Raw genomic sequence first — 16,694 nt, 5'->3', positions numbered from 1 at the left:
GGCGGATGAAGTTGTGGCGGAACGGATTATATTAACGGATAGAATGAATGGCTTTCCTATTCTTCTGTGTATTGCTTATTGAGAAACTATAAGGCGGTTTTAGAAGTGGACGTAGACAATAATAGTTCAGGCAGCAGGTTCAGAAGCTTTACCAGCGTATGGGCATCTCCGTAGTTCCAGCGTTCTGCCTCCAACACATGAACAAGGCCGTTCCGGACAGCCGGCAGGTTGCCCCATAGCGAGGACTGCATCATAACTTCCGCAGTTTGCCTAGATACGGCATTGCCGGGAATAAGCATAAAGATACGGTCACCGGCGTAGAAGGGCAGCTCCTCAGTCGAAATTTCCTTATAACCCAACCCGTCGCTTAGCACCTTGCGAATAGGCTCCGTCGGTTGAAATCCACGCGCGTGATATAGACCTGTTGACAGACCGGACATTCCCATAACGAAGAGACGGGATTCATTTTCCGTTTGTACAAGCCGTATGGCGTAGTTGACGAATGTGACAAAATTCATTTCGATGGCTTTGAACATTGTTCATACTTGGGTTCGAAGACTGTGCATGTCAGGAGGGAGCATGTTGTCCAGAATAAGACGCGGAGATATGATCCTGTTTGCCTTGATCCTGATCCTGGGCACCTTCACGGGTCTGCAATGGTGGAAGCATAGCCATGTGGATTACCAGCAGGGACAACTGCAGGCCTTGATTACGGTGAATGGCAAAGAATACGAAACCGTCCCACTGACCGGGGACGAACGTATCATTGATATTAAGACCAAGTTTGGACACAACACCCTGAAAGTATACGACTACGGGATCCAGATGATATACTCGGATGCCCCGAGGAGAATTGCACTGGATATGGGATTTATTTCGGAACCCTACCAGCAGATCATCTGCGTGCCGACTAGAGTCGTGGTCGAGGTGTTAGTTCCCGAACATGAACAGCGTGAGACGGAACTGGATGCTGTGGTAGGCTAAGTTCAGGATACAAGAGGGTATGGTTATCATAAATTCCACTAAGAACCGGGGGTTTTTGCCGGTTCTTTTCGTTATGTAGGACATTGGCGTGAATGTAAGGTTAGCGTAACTTTTTAGCTGAAAGGATAGTTATAATTAGAGAGGAAGTGAGATCGTGCTACCATAATTTCCCGAAAAATAGGAACGAAGGAGGCTGAACATGCTTTCCATTATGAAAGGGCCGTACCTGCAAAACCCGACCGAGCACACCATGACCGTGATGTGGGAAACGTCTCTCCCTGCAACTTCCAGGGTAGATGTTCTGCTTGCTGAGAGAATACATAGCGGACATCAAGGGAACTACAAGCAGCCTGTTGACCTATTCGGTACTTTCGCTAATGAGTCTCCAACACGGATACATCAAATAACGGTGGAGGGTCTCGAGCCCGGAACCACCTATTATTACAGGATCTACACCCAGCATGAATCCTATAAAATTGATTCGGGATTTTATATGTTCAAGACAGCAGCAGGACAAGGTGAGCCATTCTCTTTTACAGTGACCAGTGAAACCGGGGGTTACAGCGGGTTTGATTCGTCGGGAGGACGTATAAATCAGAGAATTTTCAGCCGGATGAAGCAGTATCGACCCGATATCGCCTTGTTTGTAGGAGATGTCGTCCATGACGGGAAGCTTGCTGAGGATTGGGACAAGTATTTCTTTGGGCCTGGACGAGATTTTTTTGTGGATACGCCTATCTACAGTTGCCTGGGAAATCATGAGGACAATGCGTCATGGTATTACGATCTGTTTGCTTTTCCCGAACCGAAGAATTTCTACGCATTTTATTACGGAGACGCTCATTTCATCTGCTTGGACAGCACGGATTTGATCAGAAAAGAAGATTATCCTCGCAGCTCCGGCGTAATGAGTCCGGGAAATGCGCAGTATGATTTCTTGGAACGCGAGCTCTCAACAAGCAATCGCAGGTGGAAAATTGTATATTTTCACTACCCGCCATATGTTTCGGGCGGCTATCAAGTCGAGGGTTTGCGGCAGCTTTGCCCGGTATTTGAACGGTATGGCGTGGATCTGGTTATCAACTCGCATACGATTGTATATGAGCGAAGCCACCCATTGACGCAAGGAACCGTGGATTACGACAACGGCATCGTGTACATCGTAGCAGGCGGCGCCGGAGCCATGCCGGGCTGGTTGCTGCCCAAGAGGGAATGGCATACTTCGCAGTCTTTGGCGGTGCCTCATTTTCTGCAAGTCGTTGTAACGTTGGATCGCTTGGAAGTGCGCGCCATCGATGATGAAGGGCGATTGTTTGATACGCTGCGAATACGAAAAAGCGCTGAAGGCAAGAGGGATTACATATAGAAGAGATATGGTTGAATGCAGGTCTCCAGTCCAAGCAGTAAGGTGGGGTGAAGATGGAAATGATCGGATTGATATTGATAGTAGGCTTTTTATTCGTTGTGGTATATTTGAGGGCGATCTGGAACGTATTGCTGGAGATTCGAAACGAGTTAAGACAAGATAGCGACAGAGGGGCATGATTATATGATGAACGAGAAAAAAGACTACTCCCACGTATATTGGATCGGGGGGTCCCCCTGTTCAGGCAAATCCACGATTGCTGAAATGATCACGAAAGATTATGGCTACACCTATTATCAATGTGATCTGTTCAACGAGAAGCATGTGAACGCAAGCAATCCATCTGAGTTTCCCACCATGATCCGATTGAAGGATATGACCTGGAATGCGTTGTGGTCACGACCTGTAGAGCAGCAGGTTCATGAAGAACTGGAGTTTTATCGCGAGGAATTCCGGATGATTGTGGATGATGTATCGGCCATGCCGGATACGAGCCCCATCATTGTGGAGGGTGCAGCGCTTTTGCCGGAAAAAGTAGCAGAGCTGGTATCCAGCCCTCATCAGGCGATTTGGGTCGTGCCGGTACCGGATTTCCAGAAGGAGCATTATGCGAAGCGGGAATGGATCCATGATATTCTAAATCAATGCGATGATCCTGATACCGCGTTCCAGAATTGGATGGGACGAGATATCGGCTTTGCGGCATTTGTGGCCCAGGACGCCATGGATCGGGGATTCAAGGTTATATTTGTAGACGGAAGCAGAAGCATTCAGGAGAACTACGAAGAGGTTAAACGGCATTTTAATCTATGAAAATAGCAGGGAATAAAATGAAGAAAATCAGAATTGCATTACTGGTATTGTTAGCTCTTGTGCTTCTGTCTCCCTTTGTGTCCGTGCAGGCGAATAAAATGATCTACGCTAAGAAAGTGAATGCCTACCTGCTTGAAGAAGAACATTACAGCAAGGATGAGATACAGTCGGTAAAAGGCGTCTGGGGCGTTAAGCTGCCTCCCTTTTATGTCGTCGTGGTGTTCAAGGACGAGCCTGATGTCGAATATATTTATTTTGCACATGATACGATTATGCAGTTCGAATACCGATTGACGCCAGAGGGGAAAGCCCGTGGAATTACCCAATCAAAGCTAAGGCATTATATCCCAAGGGACTAATATGGTATGATCTGATTTCAGTTTAAGCTGTTCAAGGGGGAGTTTTGCATGTCCATTACACTACAAACTTCGCGTCTGCAGTTGAAGAGCATGGATCGGGATCGGGCAGCGGATGTGGTGGATTTTATAGTCAAGAACGATGACCATTGGAAGGTATGGGAGCCCGCCAGAGAAGCTGAGTTCTATACCATCGATAAACAGGCGGAGATTCTGGCTGCGGAGAGTCGAAGCATAGCTGACGGATCTCTGTTTAAAGTGTGGCTGCATCAAGGTGATGAAATCATCGGTTCGATTGCGATCAGCAATATCGTCCGAGGCGTCTTTCAATCGGCACATGTGGGATACAAGCTGGCACAGGCTCATACGGGGAAAGGGTATATGACCGAAGCGCTAGGGGCCGTGGTCGCCTATTGTTTTGATACGTTGGAGCTGCACCGGTTGGAAGCTAACATCATGCCAAGAAACAAAGCTTCGTTGAATGTAGTGAGACGACTAGGCTTCTACGAAGAAGGACTGGCCATTAAATACCTGAAGATTAACGGGGTCTGGGAAGACCACCTACATATGGTTATCCGCAATGAACGCTTGGAGTAAACACATGAAAGGTGTATACTTCAATGATTTATAAGACAAACCGATCATCAAGACTCAGACCTGAGATGGGAGCATTTGGGGTGCTGGGTCTTTCTCACAATTACGATAAGTTCAGGAGGTTATCGCTATGCCGTGGCCCATGGTCCATTTTGCGGTTGCCCAGCAGTTGGGCGGACCGGAGCCGTCTCCGCATTTGCTGATCGGGAGCATCGCTCCGGATGCCATTCATGTTAGAGGCAAGATCACGAGAGAACAGAAAGGGATTACGCATCTGGTACATGACGGAAGGCTGCCTGACGCAAATCTCATCAAGGAGAATTATTTGCATTATCTAAATCTGAAGCCGGAGAAGGCATGGAAAGAATATATATACGGTTATTTTACCCATATCTACACGGATTTACGGTGGGTTCAGACGTTGTACGCTGATTTTAAGGAAGAAAACATAGAGGACGAAGAAAACATAAGATATACATATAACCAAGAGGTCAGTCAGCTTGAATTCGAATTGAAACGATCAGAGCATTGGACAGACTCCATTTTGAATAAACTTAAGGATTCGGCAGGACATTCCATACCTCTTTTTGTTGAAAAGTCAGAGGTAGAGCAGTACCGAACGCTCAAATTAGAGTGGCTGTTGGATGAACGTAATGAGCCGAAGGTTGAGCTGGTTTATTTTACCTTAGATAAAGTGGAAACGTTCATAAATGACACAGCTGCCGAGTTGAGCATATTATTCGTCCCATCGGGAATTCATGAACATGAAGGTTAAATTGAAAAGAAAATATGCTGACCGGATCGCACTATGGATCTGTTCTGTCTGGATGGTATTGGTTTTGTGCTCCTGTCAGAGCGAAGGGGAAGAGGTAGAGCATGTTGAAGCTTTTATCGCTGAAAATATAATGATGAATGCAGATGGATTCTCTGTACCCGCAGGTTATAAAAAAGTGAATTCCATTACCAATTATGAAGACAATCGAGGGGCAACTCAGTCACGAGTACGGGCGATTGAAGATTATTATGATAGCAATGGGAACTTTATTATTACAAAGGTATACGATCAGAGTCATAAACGATTGAAAAATCTACAGACGGAGGATACAAACAATCTCGAACAGGAGCTTGATCAACCTCTAACCATCCACATCCCTGATGACCAAACATGGAAACCCGTCCAGCTAACCGATGAACAAAAGGATGAAATTAAAGCCCATGTTATGAAACACACCAAAAATCTGTGAGTCTATTGTAACTGAATGTACAAGGGAGGACTTTACATGCTTCAAGTAGAAGTTAGGCGACCCAATCGCGGCGATATAGATGCCATGGAGCATTTTTTCAGGTTTGTGATTACCGATACTTTTGCCAAAGAAGGTTTATCAGATTTACTTGAAGACATGGAGCAGGAGATTGACAGCAAAAGGAGGTACTTGAACGCGGATCTTGATACGCACGGAGAGCAGAGATACTTTCTCATCGGACTGCTAGACAACAACATTGTGAGTTGCATCGAGTTTGGACCATCCAATGCATTGATTCGGGAAGCTACCGATGGAGAATTGCGTGATGTGGTTGAAAGCGGAACGGTATTTGTTCATCCTGATTGCCAACAGCAAGGGATCGGAAGTCTAATGTTAAATCTCATGTATCTTACGCTTCTCAATAAAGGAATGACCGAATTTTGTTTGGATAGCGGATACTCCCATGCACAGAAGATCTGGAAGAAGAAGCTGGGTGAACCCGATTATGTCCTTCAGGACCATTGGGGGAACGGAGCAGACCATATGATATGGAAAAGAAGGCTCGCGGATGTTCCTGTTCTGTTCAGATTATAGGCGGTTATCCGAACAATCGAAGCCAGGTGGAAGTTCTGGTTGAAAGCAGACATTTTTATTTATTGAATAAAAATTCGAATTAACGTATATTTATTCCTACCATATTGTAGGAGTGGTATATGTGCATAAGAGAATCGAAGAGCTTACCTTAAACGCTTGGCCAGCGCTCCAAACCTTGACACACCATGGATGGCTGTTACGATTTGCAGATGGCTATACCAAGAGATCCAACTCCATTCATGCTCTCTATGCGGAGCCTTCCATAGACCTTTATGGCCAGATTGAACAATGTGAGCGTTTATATGTGAAGGCCGGGCTTGACGTCATATTTAAAATGACACCATTCAATCCGCAGGAACTCGATCCTATTTTGGAATCCAGGGGATATACCATACAGGATCCTACCAGCTTTAGAGTGTTGGATCACTTGGATGATATTGAGCCTCCATCCCATGAGGAGGTTAAGATCGAAGAAAAGCTAACCGATGAATGGCTGGACGTGCTCGGGGATATAACCGAAATTTCAGAGAGAAATAAGGCTGTGAAAAGAAAGCTGTTTAACTATTCCGTGATACCGTATGGATTCTTCATCCTATATGATCAAGCTGAACCTGTAGCATGTGGGATCGGAGCTTTGGAGCAGGGCTTTGTAGGAATATATGATCTGGCTACGGCTCCGGCATGTCGAAATCGCGGGTTTGGCAAACAGTTACTGTTACATATACTGCAGTGGGCCAAGAAGAATGGAGCTACGAGCAGCTATTTACAGGTGGTACAGAGTAATCTTGCTGCAAGCCGATTGTATGATCGTCTTCAGTACAAAGAGATTTATTCCTATTGGTACAGACACAAACGTATCGAAGGGTAAGCACATGCGACCCAAATCATGGATATTGATGAATCCGCTGCTTATGTGAACAAGGGGTTACTCATTCTGATGAACAGTTGTATAATCATGGAAGATGCCTGGCACGGATGACCCGGCTTGAGATGATGTTATCCGATGCGGAAAGTTGGTGAATCCATGTTTGATTTATCGTCGAAATATTATGATGTAATTTACAGCCTTAAGGATTATAAGCAGGAGGCGCACCTGATCCGGGAATATATTGAAGGACAGGGCAAGAATTACCGGACCATGCTCGATGTTGCCTGTGGAACTGCGGAACATGCTTTGTTCTTAAAGCAGTTCTATGCAATCGATGGTATTGATCTAAATCCCGAATTCGTCTCGATAGCGAAGTCAAAAAATCCTGAGGGTGATTATTCGGTTGCCGATATGACCCGTTTTCACTTGGATCGGAAATATGATGTGATCCTGTGTCTGTTCAGCTCCATCGGTTATGTGAAAACGCTGGATCTATTGGTACAGACCCTTACGCAGTTTAAGGAGCATCTGAACGAGGAGGGTGTCATTCTGGTTGAGCCGTGGTTTACACCGGATGTCTGGACCGCCGGAAGAGTGGACGCGATCATGACTGAGCGTCGCGGGATCCATATGAGCAGGATGTCCCATTCGGACCGCGAAGGCAATATTTCGATCATGAAATTCGAGTATTTGTTTGGAAGCGAGCATGGAATTGAACATTATACGGAGGAGCATCGTATGGGGCTCTTTACCGTGGATGAGATGATTAAGGCATTCCAGGAAACGGGCCTTCACGTGGAGCATGATCCGCAAGGCTTGATTGGAAGAGGCATGTATATTGCACGAAATATGAAGTAAGGAGGAGCTTGTAATATGTACACCCATAGGCCGCTGGCAGACAAGGATTTATCAACGATATGCAGCTTTCCTCAAACGCCGGAGGAGCTGTTTTACGTGAGTCCCAGATCGGAGTTTCCTTGGACGCCGGAGCAAATCTTGAGTTTGCTAGAAAATCGATATGATCCTACGGTTATTGTTGAAGAATCTACAGGGCAGGTTGTCGCTTATGCGAATTTTTATGAGGATGTTGATCAATCTCTGTGGCTCGGAAATGTTATCGTTTCTCCGTCGCATAGAGGAATGGGAGCAGCGCAGAAGCTGTTACAGACCATGATGGATATAGCCAAAGAGAAATATGGAATGACAACCTTTTCTCTTAGCTGCCATAATACTAACTCCAGAGGGCTGGTTTTTTATCATAAGCTTGGATTAGAGCCCTTCGATGTCCGTATTACGACGTTAGATGATGATCAGAAGATGATTACCATTCAGATGAGACTGAATTTGGTCTAAAGCAGAATAACGTTGTTCAGTCTGGTTCTTGGAGTGAAAGGGGAGCGATGTATGTCCAGCATTCAGGCGGTGCTGTTTGATTTTGATGGTACTTTAGCAGATACGCTGCCGCTTTCGTTTAAAGCGTTCCGGGCGGTTTTCATGAAATATGAAGGTAAAACGTTGACGGATGCGGAAATCGTGCAGACATTTGGGCCAACGGAGGAAGAGATTATAACTGAAAATCTCTCGAATCCAGCTCATGTTGACGAAGCCGTAGCCTATTATTACGAAGTTTTCGAGAAGAATTTTCAGAAGCATGTACAGGTTTCGGAGGCGATTCAGGATCTTATTTCGAAGTTGTGGGATTTACATAAACCCATGGTCATTATTACTGGCAAGAGCAGAAGGTGCCTGGATATATGTCTAAGAAATCTGGAGCTGGACGTTTTTTTTGCCGCTACCATCACGGGTGATGAGGTTGAACGTTCCAAGCCGGACCCGGAAGGGATATTCAAAGCCGTTCAATTGCTCGGTCTGAGTACATCGGACGTGGTTTTTGTCGGCGACAGCGATGCCGATATAGCGGCAGGCAAATCAGCCCAGGTGCTCACCATTGGAGCGCATTGGTTTGATACCGTACAGAACGTAGAATTTAGCGTTGAACCTGATGATATTTATACTCGGCCCGATCAGTTAATAGCCCTCGTCATGGGCCAGGGAAAATGAGCGAGCGAATGAATGCAGGAGGACTATATTGAACAAGACAAGTATCCATTCCCCAGGAATGCCCTTCACAATTGAATGTGAGGACATCCTGCTCAGGGAATATATGGTGGAAGACCTTGATGCGATCTTTAAGATCACGCACGAACCTGAGATCAGACAGTTCCTGCCTGGTTGGGATGTGCCCAGGGAACAGCGGCTCGAATGGTTAATCAACTATGAAATTGTGGAGAATCGGCAGTTCTTGCAGACCGTTCATGACGGCGGGGACGTGGGGAAGCTGCGTCTGCGGCTAGCCATGGTCTTAAAAGAAACAGGCGAATGTATCGGCTGGTGCAATACAGGTCCTAAGGAAGAGCTGCCTCAGCCCAATCGAGAGATTATGTACGGAATCTCGAATCAGCATTACAATAAGGGATATACAACGCAAGCTGTACGGGCATTAATCCAGTTCTTGTTCCGGAATACAAGCGAGCGCGAGCTAAGCGCTTTAGCCGTCGTTCATAATCATGCCTCCAATAAAGTGATCCAAAAATGCGGGTTTAAGTATGTGGGGGATATCGAGCATGAGCAGGAGCGGTATCATCTCTATAAACTCCGCAGAGAGGGTTAAGGAGGTATGATGAAACAGCTTGCCTTGGGTGTAGGATTCTTCATTTGACTGAATAGCTTCTAAGTGAATCAGCAATCCAGATTGTCATAAGTTAAGCAGCATGAGAAGGAGGGCAGCCGTGCGTTACAACGTTATTTTATTTGATGCAGATGAAACATTATACGACTATGCCAAATCGGAGGCTTTTGCGTTGTCCGGCGTTTTTGGCGAGATTGATCAGGAGTGCACGGATGCCATCGTAGACAGCTACAGACGCATTAACCAACAGTTGTGGCGTGATTTCGAGCAGGGGAAGGTTACACAAAGTGACTTGCGTACGGCCAGGTTTGACCGGCTGTTGGCAGAACACGACATCAAGTGCGCCTTGGATGCCAATGCCTTTAGCGATGTTTACATAAAATATCTAGGGCAAGGCTCCTTTCTGATGGAGGGGGCAGAAGAGCTGTGCAGTCAACTTGCGGAAAGTGGTCAACGAATGGCTATCATCACGAACGGAATCAAGGAAGTGCAGTTTAACCGAATTAGCCGGTCTCCGTTATGCGATTCCTTTGAATGCATCATTGTTTCGGAGGATGCTGGGTCCCAGAAGCCCCACGAAGGCATATTCGATTATGCATTCGATAAGTTGAATCATCCCGACAAGAAGGAAGTTCTCATCGTCGGCGATTCACTAACTTCCGATATACAGGGAGGCATTCGTTACGGGATTGATACCTGCTGGTATAACCCACTGCGCAAGGCAAACCCGACATCCATTCAACCTAAGTATGAGATCCATTCCCTTATGGAACTGCACGATATTATTTCATCTGAGTGATCTTGTTGTATCCTGTACCCGATGCGGCTTCGTCGAAGTATTCAATCCCGATGTGCTTAGAGGCCATAAAACCGGAGTGCTGGGAACGTTACTCGATATAATCTGGCGTTAACTAAAATACATATCAACAAAGGAGCATAAACATGATACAGGCATTTATTTTTGACATGGATGGGGTCATTATTGACAGTGAACCGCTTCACTTTGAGGTCGATATTCAGGTGATGAACGACTACGGATCGGCGATAACCCATGAACAGCTGGAGAAGTATGTAGGCATGACCAATCCGGAGATGTGGGCAGCCATTAAAGATGAACATCAGCTTGCTCAATCCGTTTCGGAAATCATTGAATACCAATTGTCCAATAAAATTGAAATACTCACCTCACGGGAAATGGAGCCTATAGATGGCATTCGGGAGCTCCTTGCGGAGCTTAAAGCACGTAACATACCAGCAGCTATTGCATCATCATCGCCACCAGTATTTATATCGGCCGTCTTGCGTAAGTTCGATCTCTTGGATCAGTTTGAATGCGTTGTGAGCGGTGAAGAAGTGGAGAAAGGGAAACCGGCACCGGATGTGTATCTTAAGGCGGCTGAATTGCTCGGAGTGAATCCAGAGCATTGCATGGTGCTTGAGGATGCAAGGCATGGCGTTGCTGCAGCGAAGGCGGCTGGAATGAATTGCATCGGCTTCGTGAACCCGAACTCGGGGAATCAGGACTTATCGCAGGCCGATCATGTGGTGAACTCGGTCCGAGAGGTCGCGCAAATTTGTCAATTTGAATAGTTCATGGTCTTAGAGCTTGGCAGTTTGGCCGCATATTGCGGCTAAGCTGTTTTTTTGTTTATGGTCCAAATGGTTATAAACTCAACTTATTGATCATAAAACTCGTTTATACTATATCTACTATATTATATCTACTATTAGTATCTAGACCTAAGTCTAGGTTGATTATCGTCTGAAGACGGAAGTCATCTTTCTTCAATCATGATATTCTTACATTAACATGATATGTGAGAGGAATGTGAACGGATGATTTCGGATATAAATTTGACCCACGATATCGCACAGTATAGGGATTGCCCAGTGTGTAGTCTAGCAGAGGAGACAAGGCCTGATGGATTTTTTACGTAATTTAGGCGATATCGGATTATTTATTCATGCCATGATCGATGCGATTATTTTTCCGATCCCGGCACTTTTCTCGCAATTGTCTTTAAGTGCATTGAGTCCGGACCGTGCGATCTGGCTCGCCTCGATCGGATTTGTCGGCTGCTTGATCGGAACGCCGATCGGTTATGGAATTGGCAAGGCTTCCGGAAATTTGGTCTTAACCAAGGTCATGAAGAAAAAATGGTACGATTCCGCCACCGCCTTGTTTACCAAGCATGGCGAAGCCGCAATTCTTGTCGGTGCTTTTACACCGATTCCCTTTAAAATCTTCACCATTCTATCCGGCTGCATGAGCTATCCCTTATGGAAACTTCTCACCTACGCAGCAATCGGACGCGCCGTGAAGTTCTATACCGTAGGTGTGCTCTTCTACGTATATGGCCGTGCTGCAGAGAATATGGTGGACAGCGTACTTACGATTATTTTGATGTCCGTAGGTGCTCTGATTGGAGGGATTTGGCTGACGGTTCACTTTATCAAAAAACGCAGGAAAAAACGTTCGGAAATCCCTGTCGTGCAGGGTTCAAAAGATTCAGTTGATGTAACGGCAGGTGAAGAATGAATGATCGAGCGATTACGAAGATTTGATCACCGGGTATTTGTCTGGTGCAACCAGACGATCAGCAACAGAGCCTTTGATCGGCTGTTCGGCGGCATTACCCATCTCGGTGGAGCCACCTTTACGATTCTGAGCGCACTGCTCATCGCCTGGGCTGCATTTGAAGCATGGGACATAACGGCATATCAGAGTGCCATTGCCTTAACCATTAGCCATCTGATTGTTGTCCTCATCAAGAAGATCGTCAGAAGAGATCGTCCGTTTCGGGTTCTGGAGCAGGTGAAGATTGGAAATTTTCCATTGAAGGACTATTCCTTCCCGTCAGGACACACCACGGCGATCTTTGCCGTCATTACACCATTGTTGTTTCTGGTATCTCCGCTGCCTACGATACTGCTAATTATCCTGGCTGCGCTGGTCGGTCTATCCCGTATATATTGGGGATATCATTACCCAACTGATTGCCTGGCAGGCAGTCTGATTGGATTCGGTTCTGGATGGCTGGTCGTTTACCTGATGCATGTCATTGGAATCACATAACGTTAGATAAGGAGTAATATTCATGAGATCCATATATGAGCAAAAAATCATCATATTAACCGGAAGTCTGGGAGAGGGTCACAACCAGGCATCAAAGGCCATTGTGGAATCAGCAAAAAGAAACTACCCTCATCTGCGCGTGAAAGTCATTGATTACATGGAGCTAACCCATCCACGGCTGCATGTGGCTGGTCAGTTTTTCTTTGTGCAATGGATGAAGCACTTCCCATCCTTTTATGGATACTTATTCCAGAAAACGCGCGAGGAAAACACCCTCATCCAGATGCTGAAACGCTTTAGTACCTTCAGTCTTCACAGGCTCAGCACGATGCTGGAAACGGAAAATCCGGCTATCGTGGTCAGTACCTTTCCGCCGGCAGCAGCGGGCATGTCTCTGCTGAAAGCGATGGGGTTCACTAATGTGCCGACGGCAACCGTCATGACGGACCATACGGATCACAGCTACTGGATACACTCTCATACGGATTATTACATGGTTGGTTCCGATGTGGTACAGGTTGCATTGGAGCGCAAAGGCGTGCCAAGCGAAAAGATCTCTGTGACCGGCATACCCGTTAATCCGCTGTATAGTCAACCTGTCGATCCGGAACGGCTCCGAGCCTATTACGGCTTGTGTCCATCCGAACAGGTCGTGCTGATTATGGGCGGTGGAGAAGGGATGATCGATAAAGAAATTATCGAACTCTTGAAATCAAGGGCATACCCGCAGGGTGCTCGGTTTATGGTCGTGTGCGGCCGCAATATGAAATTATATCAATCACTGTTGGAAGAGTTTTCAGATCATCCGCAAATCACGGTCATGGGTTACGTAGATCGTATGCATGAATTGATGGCGATAGCGGACCTGATGGTGACAAAGCCGGGAGGCCTCACGATTTCCGAGGCATTAACGATGGAACGGCCGATGCTGTTAGTGAAACCCTTGCCAGGCCAAGAGCAGGATAATGCAGACTACCTGGTTGGAATAGGCGTGGCACGGCAAGCCATGGCGGGTGAACTGCAGCACCAATTGCTAACATTAATTACAAGTCCGCCCTTATTGCAAGAAATGAAGCGAAGAGCGGCCATTAACACGCATAAAGATTCGGCTTTATCAGTCCTGACAAGATTGATGGATATTCAACAGAATCAGCGCCATTCTCGTGAATGGTCTGAAGATATGAATCCGGTGCCTTACGAGGTGCTGAACAAAGAAGTTTATGTAAATGATGCTCTACAACACTACTATGACAGTTATCGGTAAGATGAAGGAGTTTTCTCCATGAATTTGTTTGAATTGGTTGAGCAGTTGTTTGAACAATACGGCTACCTGGTGTTATTGATTGGGCTTCCTCTTGATTTTATTGCTCTTCCAATTCCTCCTGGAAATAGTACCTTAACCTATACCGGGTTTCTAACCTATAAAGGAATCATCGATATGGTTCCTGCCGTTGGATCTGCTTTTATGGGGGCGGCCATGGGGCTAACCATTACCTATATCCTGGGATACAAGCTGGGGATGCCGCTTATAGAGCGCTATGGAAAATGGTTGTTTATCAAGCCGTCCCTTGTAGAGAAAACGCAGGCCTATTACAACAAGTATGGAAATAAGCTGCTCATTATTTGTTTTTTCATACCCGGGGTCAGGCAATTTATCGGGTATTTTATCGGCATGATTCGGGTTCCCTATCGAACGGTGTGGCTATATGGGTACACGGGCGTAGCCTCATGGGTGTTGGTCTTTTTCAGCATAGGCTTTATATTCGGCGAGCAGTGGCAGTACATTCTGAATGTGGTTGAGCATTATTTGAAAGTGATCTTTATCTGCCTGGGTAGTTCATTTCTCGTTCTGCTGGTGTGGAGTCGTGTTAAACGCGAGAAAGCCAAGAAGCTGCCCAAAGTGACCAGGAATGAATAGTTATAAATGAAAAGAATACTTGCCAAAGATGGCCCAGCAAACGTGGTTTTATGTATCTGTGCTGGGTTTTTATTTTTGGGACGAGCCCTTACAGAATTTATGATATATTCTAAATAAGTCAGCAGTACATACATAAGGAGTTTGAAAAATAAAGGATGTAGTAGGGGGCAGATCATGAGCAAAATCATACCATTATTCAGGGTATTCGATGAAACGAAGGCAAGGGAATTCTATATCCAATATCTTGGTTTTACCTTGGATTGGGAACATCGGTTTGATGACTCGGCACCGCTCTACATGCAAATAACAAAGGATTTGTTAACGATTCATTTGACGGAGCATTACGGAGACTGTTCCCCAGGAGCAGCCATTCGCGTGGAGATGGCAGGGATTGAAGGTTTTCACGAACAACTGTTAAGCCAGAACTATCCGTATTCCAGGCCCGGAATCGAGACTGCGCCTTGGAACAGCAAAGAACTATGTGTCGTTGATCCATTCGGCAACCGAATCACTTTCTACGAGGAGTTGGAATCCAAGTGAAGAAGCTAAACAGGATGCGATTTGAACAAGCCAGGCAATATATGCTGCACCAAGCCAGGGACCTTGAACGGGCACTATTCCGGTACGAATTCGAGGACGGGTCGTTTACGGACGTATTAACTGAGCTTGCCAGCTATCAGAACGAGGACGGTGGATTTGGTCATGGTCTTGAGCCCGATCTTCGCTGCAAGGAGTCATCTGCTCTGGCAACAACCAGAGCGCTTGAGATTCTTCGGTTAAATCCAGATCATCCAGAGCGCAGCGAACGGGTTATATCTGCGTTAAAGTATCTTGAGCACTCCTATGTGCCAGAGCGGTCAGGGTGGGACATTATTCCTAAGGAAGCCGAGCAGTCTCCGAGGGCGATCTGGTGGCAGTACGGAGCCTTCAAGGATCATTGGGGAAATCCGAATGCGGATATCACCGCCTATTTTATCGACGAGCGGGAGTTATACCCTTTAGAGTTTTTGGAATCAAGGATTGATTATGCTGTAAACTACCTGAAACAATCTAGCGATCTTCATGAAATGCATGAATTGTTTTGTTATTTGCGCTTGAACGAAAGATTGCCGAAAGAACAGGCGTCCGAGATCGAAGAAACCCTTGAGGTCTTCATGGATAATTGCATAAGCAGGGATCCTGGCAGCCGCGAGGGATACGGAGCAACGCCTCTCAGCATTATGGATTCTCCGAATTCACCTTATTTTGCTAAATACCAAGAGCTTCTGCCGCTGGAACTGGATTTGCTTATAGAGAATCAAGGGGAAGATGGTGCCTGGGAGCCCAATTGGAGCTGGTACCAGTACGAAGAGGTATGGCCGTTGGCCAAGGAGGAATGGAAGGGCGTTCTGACATGGAATGCACTTCGGACGCTGCGTAATTTTGAAAGGATTGCGGTGGAGTGACATCGGATCAGGAATACTGGACTCGTTGTAAAATGCTAATATCATTACTATAGGAATTTTACAAAAAATGATGGTCAAGGAGTGAGGGAACATGGATTTGAGATACCCGATAGGGCAATTTGAATGGGAAGGGCACTCCGCGCCAGAACAAAGGGAGCCCTGGATTCAAGAGATTAAGAGCCTGCCGGAGAAACTGAGGGCTGCAGTCCAGGGGCTAAGCCAGGAACAACTGAATGTATCTTATCGAGATGGAGGTTGGACGATTCGTCAAGTCGTTCACCATCTTGCAGATAGCCACATGAACAGCTATATTCGGTTTAAACTTGCTTTAACGGAAGACAACCCAACAATTAAGCCTTATGGCGAGCAGAAGTGGGCAGCCCTTCAAGATTCATTGATCCTGGACATTGAGGCATCGCTTGTTTTGCTTGATGGCATGCATGCCAGATGGGGTGCTTTGTTAGACATCATGGATAACGGAGACTATCTCAGAACGTTCTATCACCCAGAGAACCAGCGAAAAACAAGTCTGGAATACGCCATGGGCATGTACGCCTGGCATGGAAAGCACCATACTGCACATATCACATCTGCAAGAGAACGATTGAAATTTTAGATACAGCACAGCCTGCTCCGTCAACTGGCGGAGTTTTTTACGTGTCACCGTGTCGTGATATCTAACTTGATTGTCGCAATTTTACACTGTGAATCGGGCGGTTCGTGTGATAGATTAATGGCATGATGTCT

At 46.1% G+C, this 16,694-nt stretch carries 25 protein-coding genes; 24 read left to right on the top strand and 1 reads right to left on the bottom strand.

The features are described 5' to 3' along the window. Positions 1 to 86: 86 nt before the first annotated feature. The gene (locus MHH48_RS20955) at positions 87 to 518 is read right to left on the bottom strand and encodes a hypothetical protein (protein WP_144023431.1); all 432 of its coding nucleotides are present in this window, start codon (positions 516 to 518) and stop codon (positions 87 to 89) included. Between the two features lie 61 nt (positions 519 to 579). Between MHH48_RS20955 and MHH48_RS20950 the strand changes: the two genes are divergently transcribed. The 24 genes from MHH48_RS20950 to MHH48_RS20835 all read left to right on the top strand — a co-directional run bounded on the left by MHH48_RS20950 (position 580) and on the right by MHH48_RS20835 (position 16,563). Beyond that, positions 580 to 984 (top strand): NusG domain II-containing protein, encoded by a 405-nt coding sequence (locus tag MHH48_RS20950; protein ID WP_256720468.1) that lies wholly within the window; start codon positions 580 to 582, stop codon positions 982 to 984. Between the two features lie 199 nt (positions 985 to 1,183). Continuing rightward, positions 1,184 to 2,350 carry a metallophosphoesterase family protein gene (locus MHH48_RS20945; protein ID WP_076321844.1) on the top strand — a complete coding sequence of 389 codons (1,167 nt, stop codon included), beginning with the start codon at positions 1,184 to 1,186 and terminating at the stop codon, positions 2,348 to 2,350. Between the two features lie 53 nt (positions 2,351 to 2,403). Next, entirely contained in the window at positions 2,404 to 2,529 is a 126-nt protein-coding gene (locus MHH48_RS20940) for a hypothetical protein (protein ID WP_256720467.1), read from the top strand. Between the two features lie 4 nt (positions 2,530 to 2,533). Continuing rightward, the gene (locus MHH48_RS20935) at positions 2,534 to 3,163 is read left to right on the top strand and encodes a hypothetical protein (RefSeq protein ID WP_076321843.1); all 630 of its coding nucleotides are present in this window, start codon (positions 2,534 to 2,536) and stop codon (positions 3,161 to 3,163) included. 17 nt (positions 3,164 to 3,180) lie between these two features. Beyond that, entirely contained in the window at positions 3,181 to 3,522 is a 342-nt protein-coding gene (locus MHH48_RS20930; protein ID WP_256720466.1) for a DUF3139 domain-containing protein, read from the top strand. 48 nt (positions 3,523 to 3,570) lie between these two features. Then, a complete protein-coding gene (locus MHH48_RS20925) occupies positions 3,571 to 4,116 on the top strand; it encodes a GNAT family protein (RefSeq protein WP_076321841.1) in 546 nt (181 codons plus the stop codon). 127 nt (positions 4,117 to 4,243) lie between these two features. After that, positions 4,244 to 4,888 (top strand): hypothetical protein, encoded by a 645-nt coding sequence (locus tag MHH48_RS20920; RefSeq protein WP_076321840.1) that lies wholly within the window; start codon positions 4,244 to 4,246, stop codon positions 4,886 to 4,888. Then, entirely contained in the window at positions 4,878 to 5,357 is a 480-nt protein-coding gene (locus MHH48_RS20915; RefSeq protein WP_076321839.1) for a hypothetical protein, read from the top strand. Before MHH48_RS20920 ends, MHH48_RS20915 begins: the two co-directional genes overlap by 11 nt. Positions 5,358 to 5,393: 36 nt before the next feature. Next, complete coding sequence (locus MHH48_RS20910; RefSeq protein ID WP_076321838.1) at positions 5,394 to 5,951, top strand: GNAT family N-acetyltransferase; 558 nt, start codon at positions 5,394 to 5,396, stop codon at positions 5,949 to 5,951. 121 nt (positions 5,952 to 6,072) lie between these two features. Next, entirely contained in the window at positions 6,073 to 6,819 is a 747-nt protein-coding gene (locus tag MHH48_RS20905; protein WP_076321837.1) for a GNAT family N-acetyltransferase, read from the top strand. A 135-nt stretch (positions 6,820 to 6,954) separates the two neighbouring features. After that, positions 6,955 to 7,677, top strand: coding sequence for a class I SAM-dependent methyltransferase (locus MHH48_RS20900; RefSeq protein ID WP_076321836.1), 723 nt, complete (start codon positions 6,955 to 6,957; stop codon positions 7,675 to 7,677). A gap of 15 nt (positions 7,678 to 7,692) precedes the next feature. After that, on the top strand, positions 7,693 to 8,172 hold the full coding sequence (locus MHH48_RS20895) for a GNAT family N-acetyltransferase (protein ID WP_076321835.1): 480 nt from the start codon (positions 7,693 to 7,695) through the stop codon (positions 8,170 to 8,172). 51 nt (positions 8,173 to 8,223) lie between these two features. After that, positions 8,224 to 8,880, top strand: a complete 657-nt coding sequence (locus MHH48_RS20890; RefSeq protein WP_076321834.1) for an HAD family hydrolase — start codon at positions 8,224 to 8,226, stop codon at positions 8,878 to 8,880. A gap of 28 nt (positions 8,881 to 8,908) precedes the next feature. Continuing rightward, positions 8,909 to 9,490 carry a GNAT family N-acetyltransferase gene (locus tag MHH48_RS20885; protein WP_306024207.1) on the top strand — a complete coding sequence of 194 codons (582 nt, stop codon included), beginning with the start codon at positions 8,909 to 8,911 and terminating at the stop codon, positions 9,488 to 9,490. 118 nt (positions 9,491 to 9,608) lie between these two features. Continuing rightward, a complete protein-coding gene (locus tag MHH48_RS20880; RefSeq protein ID WP_076321833.1) occupies positions 9,609 to 10,307 on the top strand; it encodes a YjjG family noncanonical pyrimidine nucleotidase in 699 nt (232 codons plus the stop codon). Beyond that, complete coding sequence (locus MHH48_RS20875; RefSeq protein WP_144023430.1) at positions 10,258 to 10,419, top strand: zinc ribbon domain-containing protein; 162 nt, start codon at positions 10,258 to 10,260, stop codon at positions 10,417 to 10,419. The genes MHH48_RS20880 and MHH48_RS20875 overlap by 50 nt, the downstream gene beginning before the upstream one ends. A gap of 31 nt (positions 10,420 to 10,450) precedes the next feature. Next, positions 10,451 to 11,098 (top strand): HAD family phosphatase, encoded by a 648-nt coding sequence (locus MHH48_RS20870; protein WP_076321831.1) that lies wholly within the window; start codon positions 10,451 to 10,453, stop codon positions 11,096 to 11,098. Positions 11,099 to 11,429: 331 nt separating this feature from the next. Beyond that, positions 11,430 to 12,047, top strand: coding sequence for a VTT domain-containing protein (locus tag MHH48_RS20865; protein WP_076321830.1), 618 nt, complete (start codon positions 11,430 to 11,432; stop codon positions 12,045 to 12,047). Continuing rightward, on the top strand, positions 12,048 to 12,584 hold the full coding sequence (locus tag MHH48_RS20860; RefSeq protein ID WP_076321829.1) for a phosphatase PAP2 family protein: 537 nt from the start codon (positions 12,048 to 12,050) through the stop codon (positions 12,582 to 12,584). Positions 12,585 to 12,606: 22 nt separating this feature from the next. Continuing rightward, a complete protein-coding gene (locus MHH48_RS20855; protein WP_076321828.1) occupies positions 12,607 to 13,848 on the top strand; it encodes a glycosyltransferase in 1,242 nt (413 codons plus the stop codon). Positions 13,849 to 13,866: 18 nt separating this feature from the next. Then, on the top strand, positions 13,867 to 14,502 hold the full coding sequence (locus MHH48_RS20850) for a DedA family protein (protein ID WP_076321827.1): 636 nt from the start codon (positions 13,867 to 13,869) through the stop codon (positions 14,500 to 14,502). A gap of 174 nt (positions 14,503 to 14,676) precedes the next feature. After that, a complete protein-coding gene (locus MHH48_RS20845) occupies positions 14,677 to 15,042 on the top strand; it encodes a glyoxalase superfamily protein (protein ID WP_076321826.1) in 366 nt (121 codons plus the stop codon). After that, positions 15,039 to 15,947, top strand: a complete 909-nt coding sequence (locus MHH48_RS20840; protein WP_076321825.1) for a hypothetical protein — start codon at positions 15,039 to 15,041, stop codon at positions 15,945 to 15,947. Before MHH48_RS20845 ends, MHH48_RS20840 begins: the two co-directional genes overlap by 4 nt. A gap of 91 nt (positions 15,948 to 16,038) precedes the next feature. Continuing rightward, entirely contained in the window at positions 16,039 to 16,563 is a 525-nt protein-coding gene (locus MHH48_RS20835) for a YfiT family bacillithiol transferase (RefSeq protein WP_076321824.1), read from the top strand. Positions 16,564 to 16,694: the final 131 nt, after the last annotated feature.

Origin of the sequence: Paenibacillus sp. FSL F4-0100 (genome assembly GCF_037993005.1) — a bacterium.
Classification (GTDB): Bacteria; Bacillota; Bacilli; order Paenibacillales; family Paenibacillaceae; genus Paenibacillus_AQ.
This window is presented reverse-complemented; position numbering and strand designations above follow the sequence as displayed.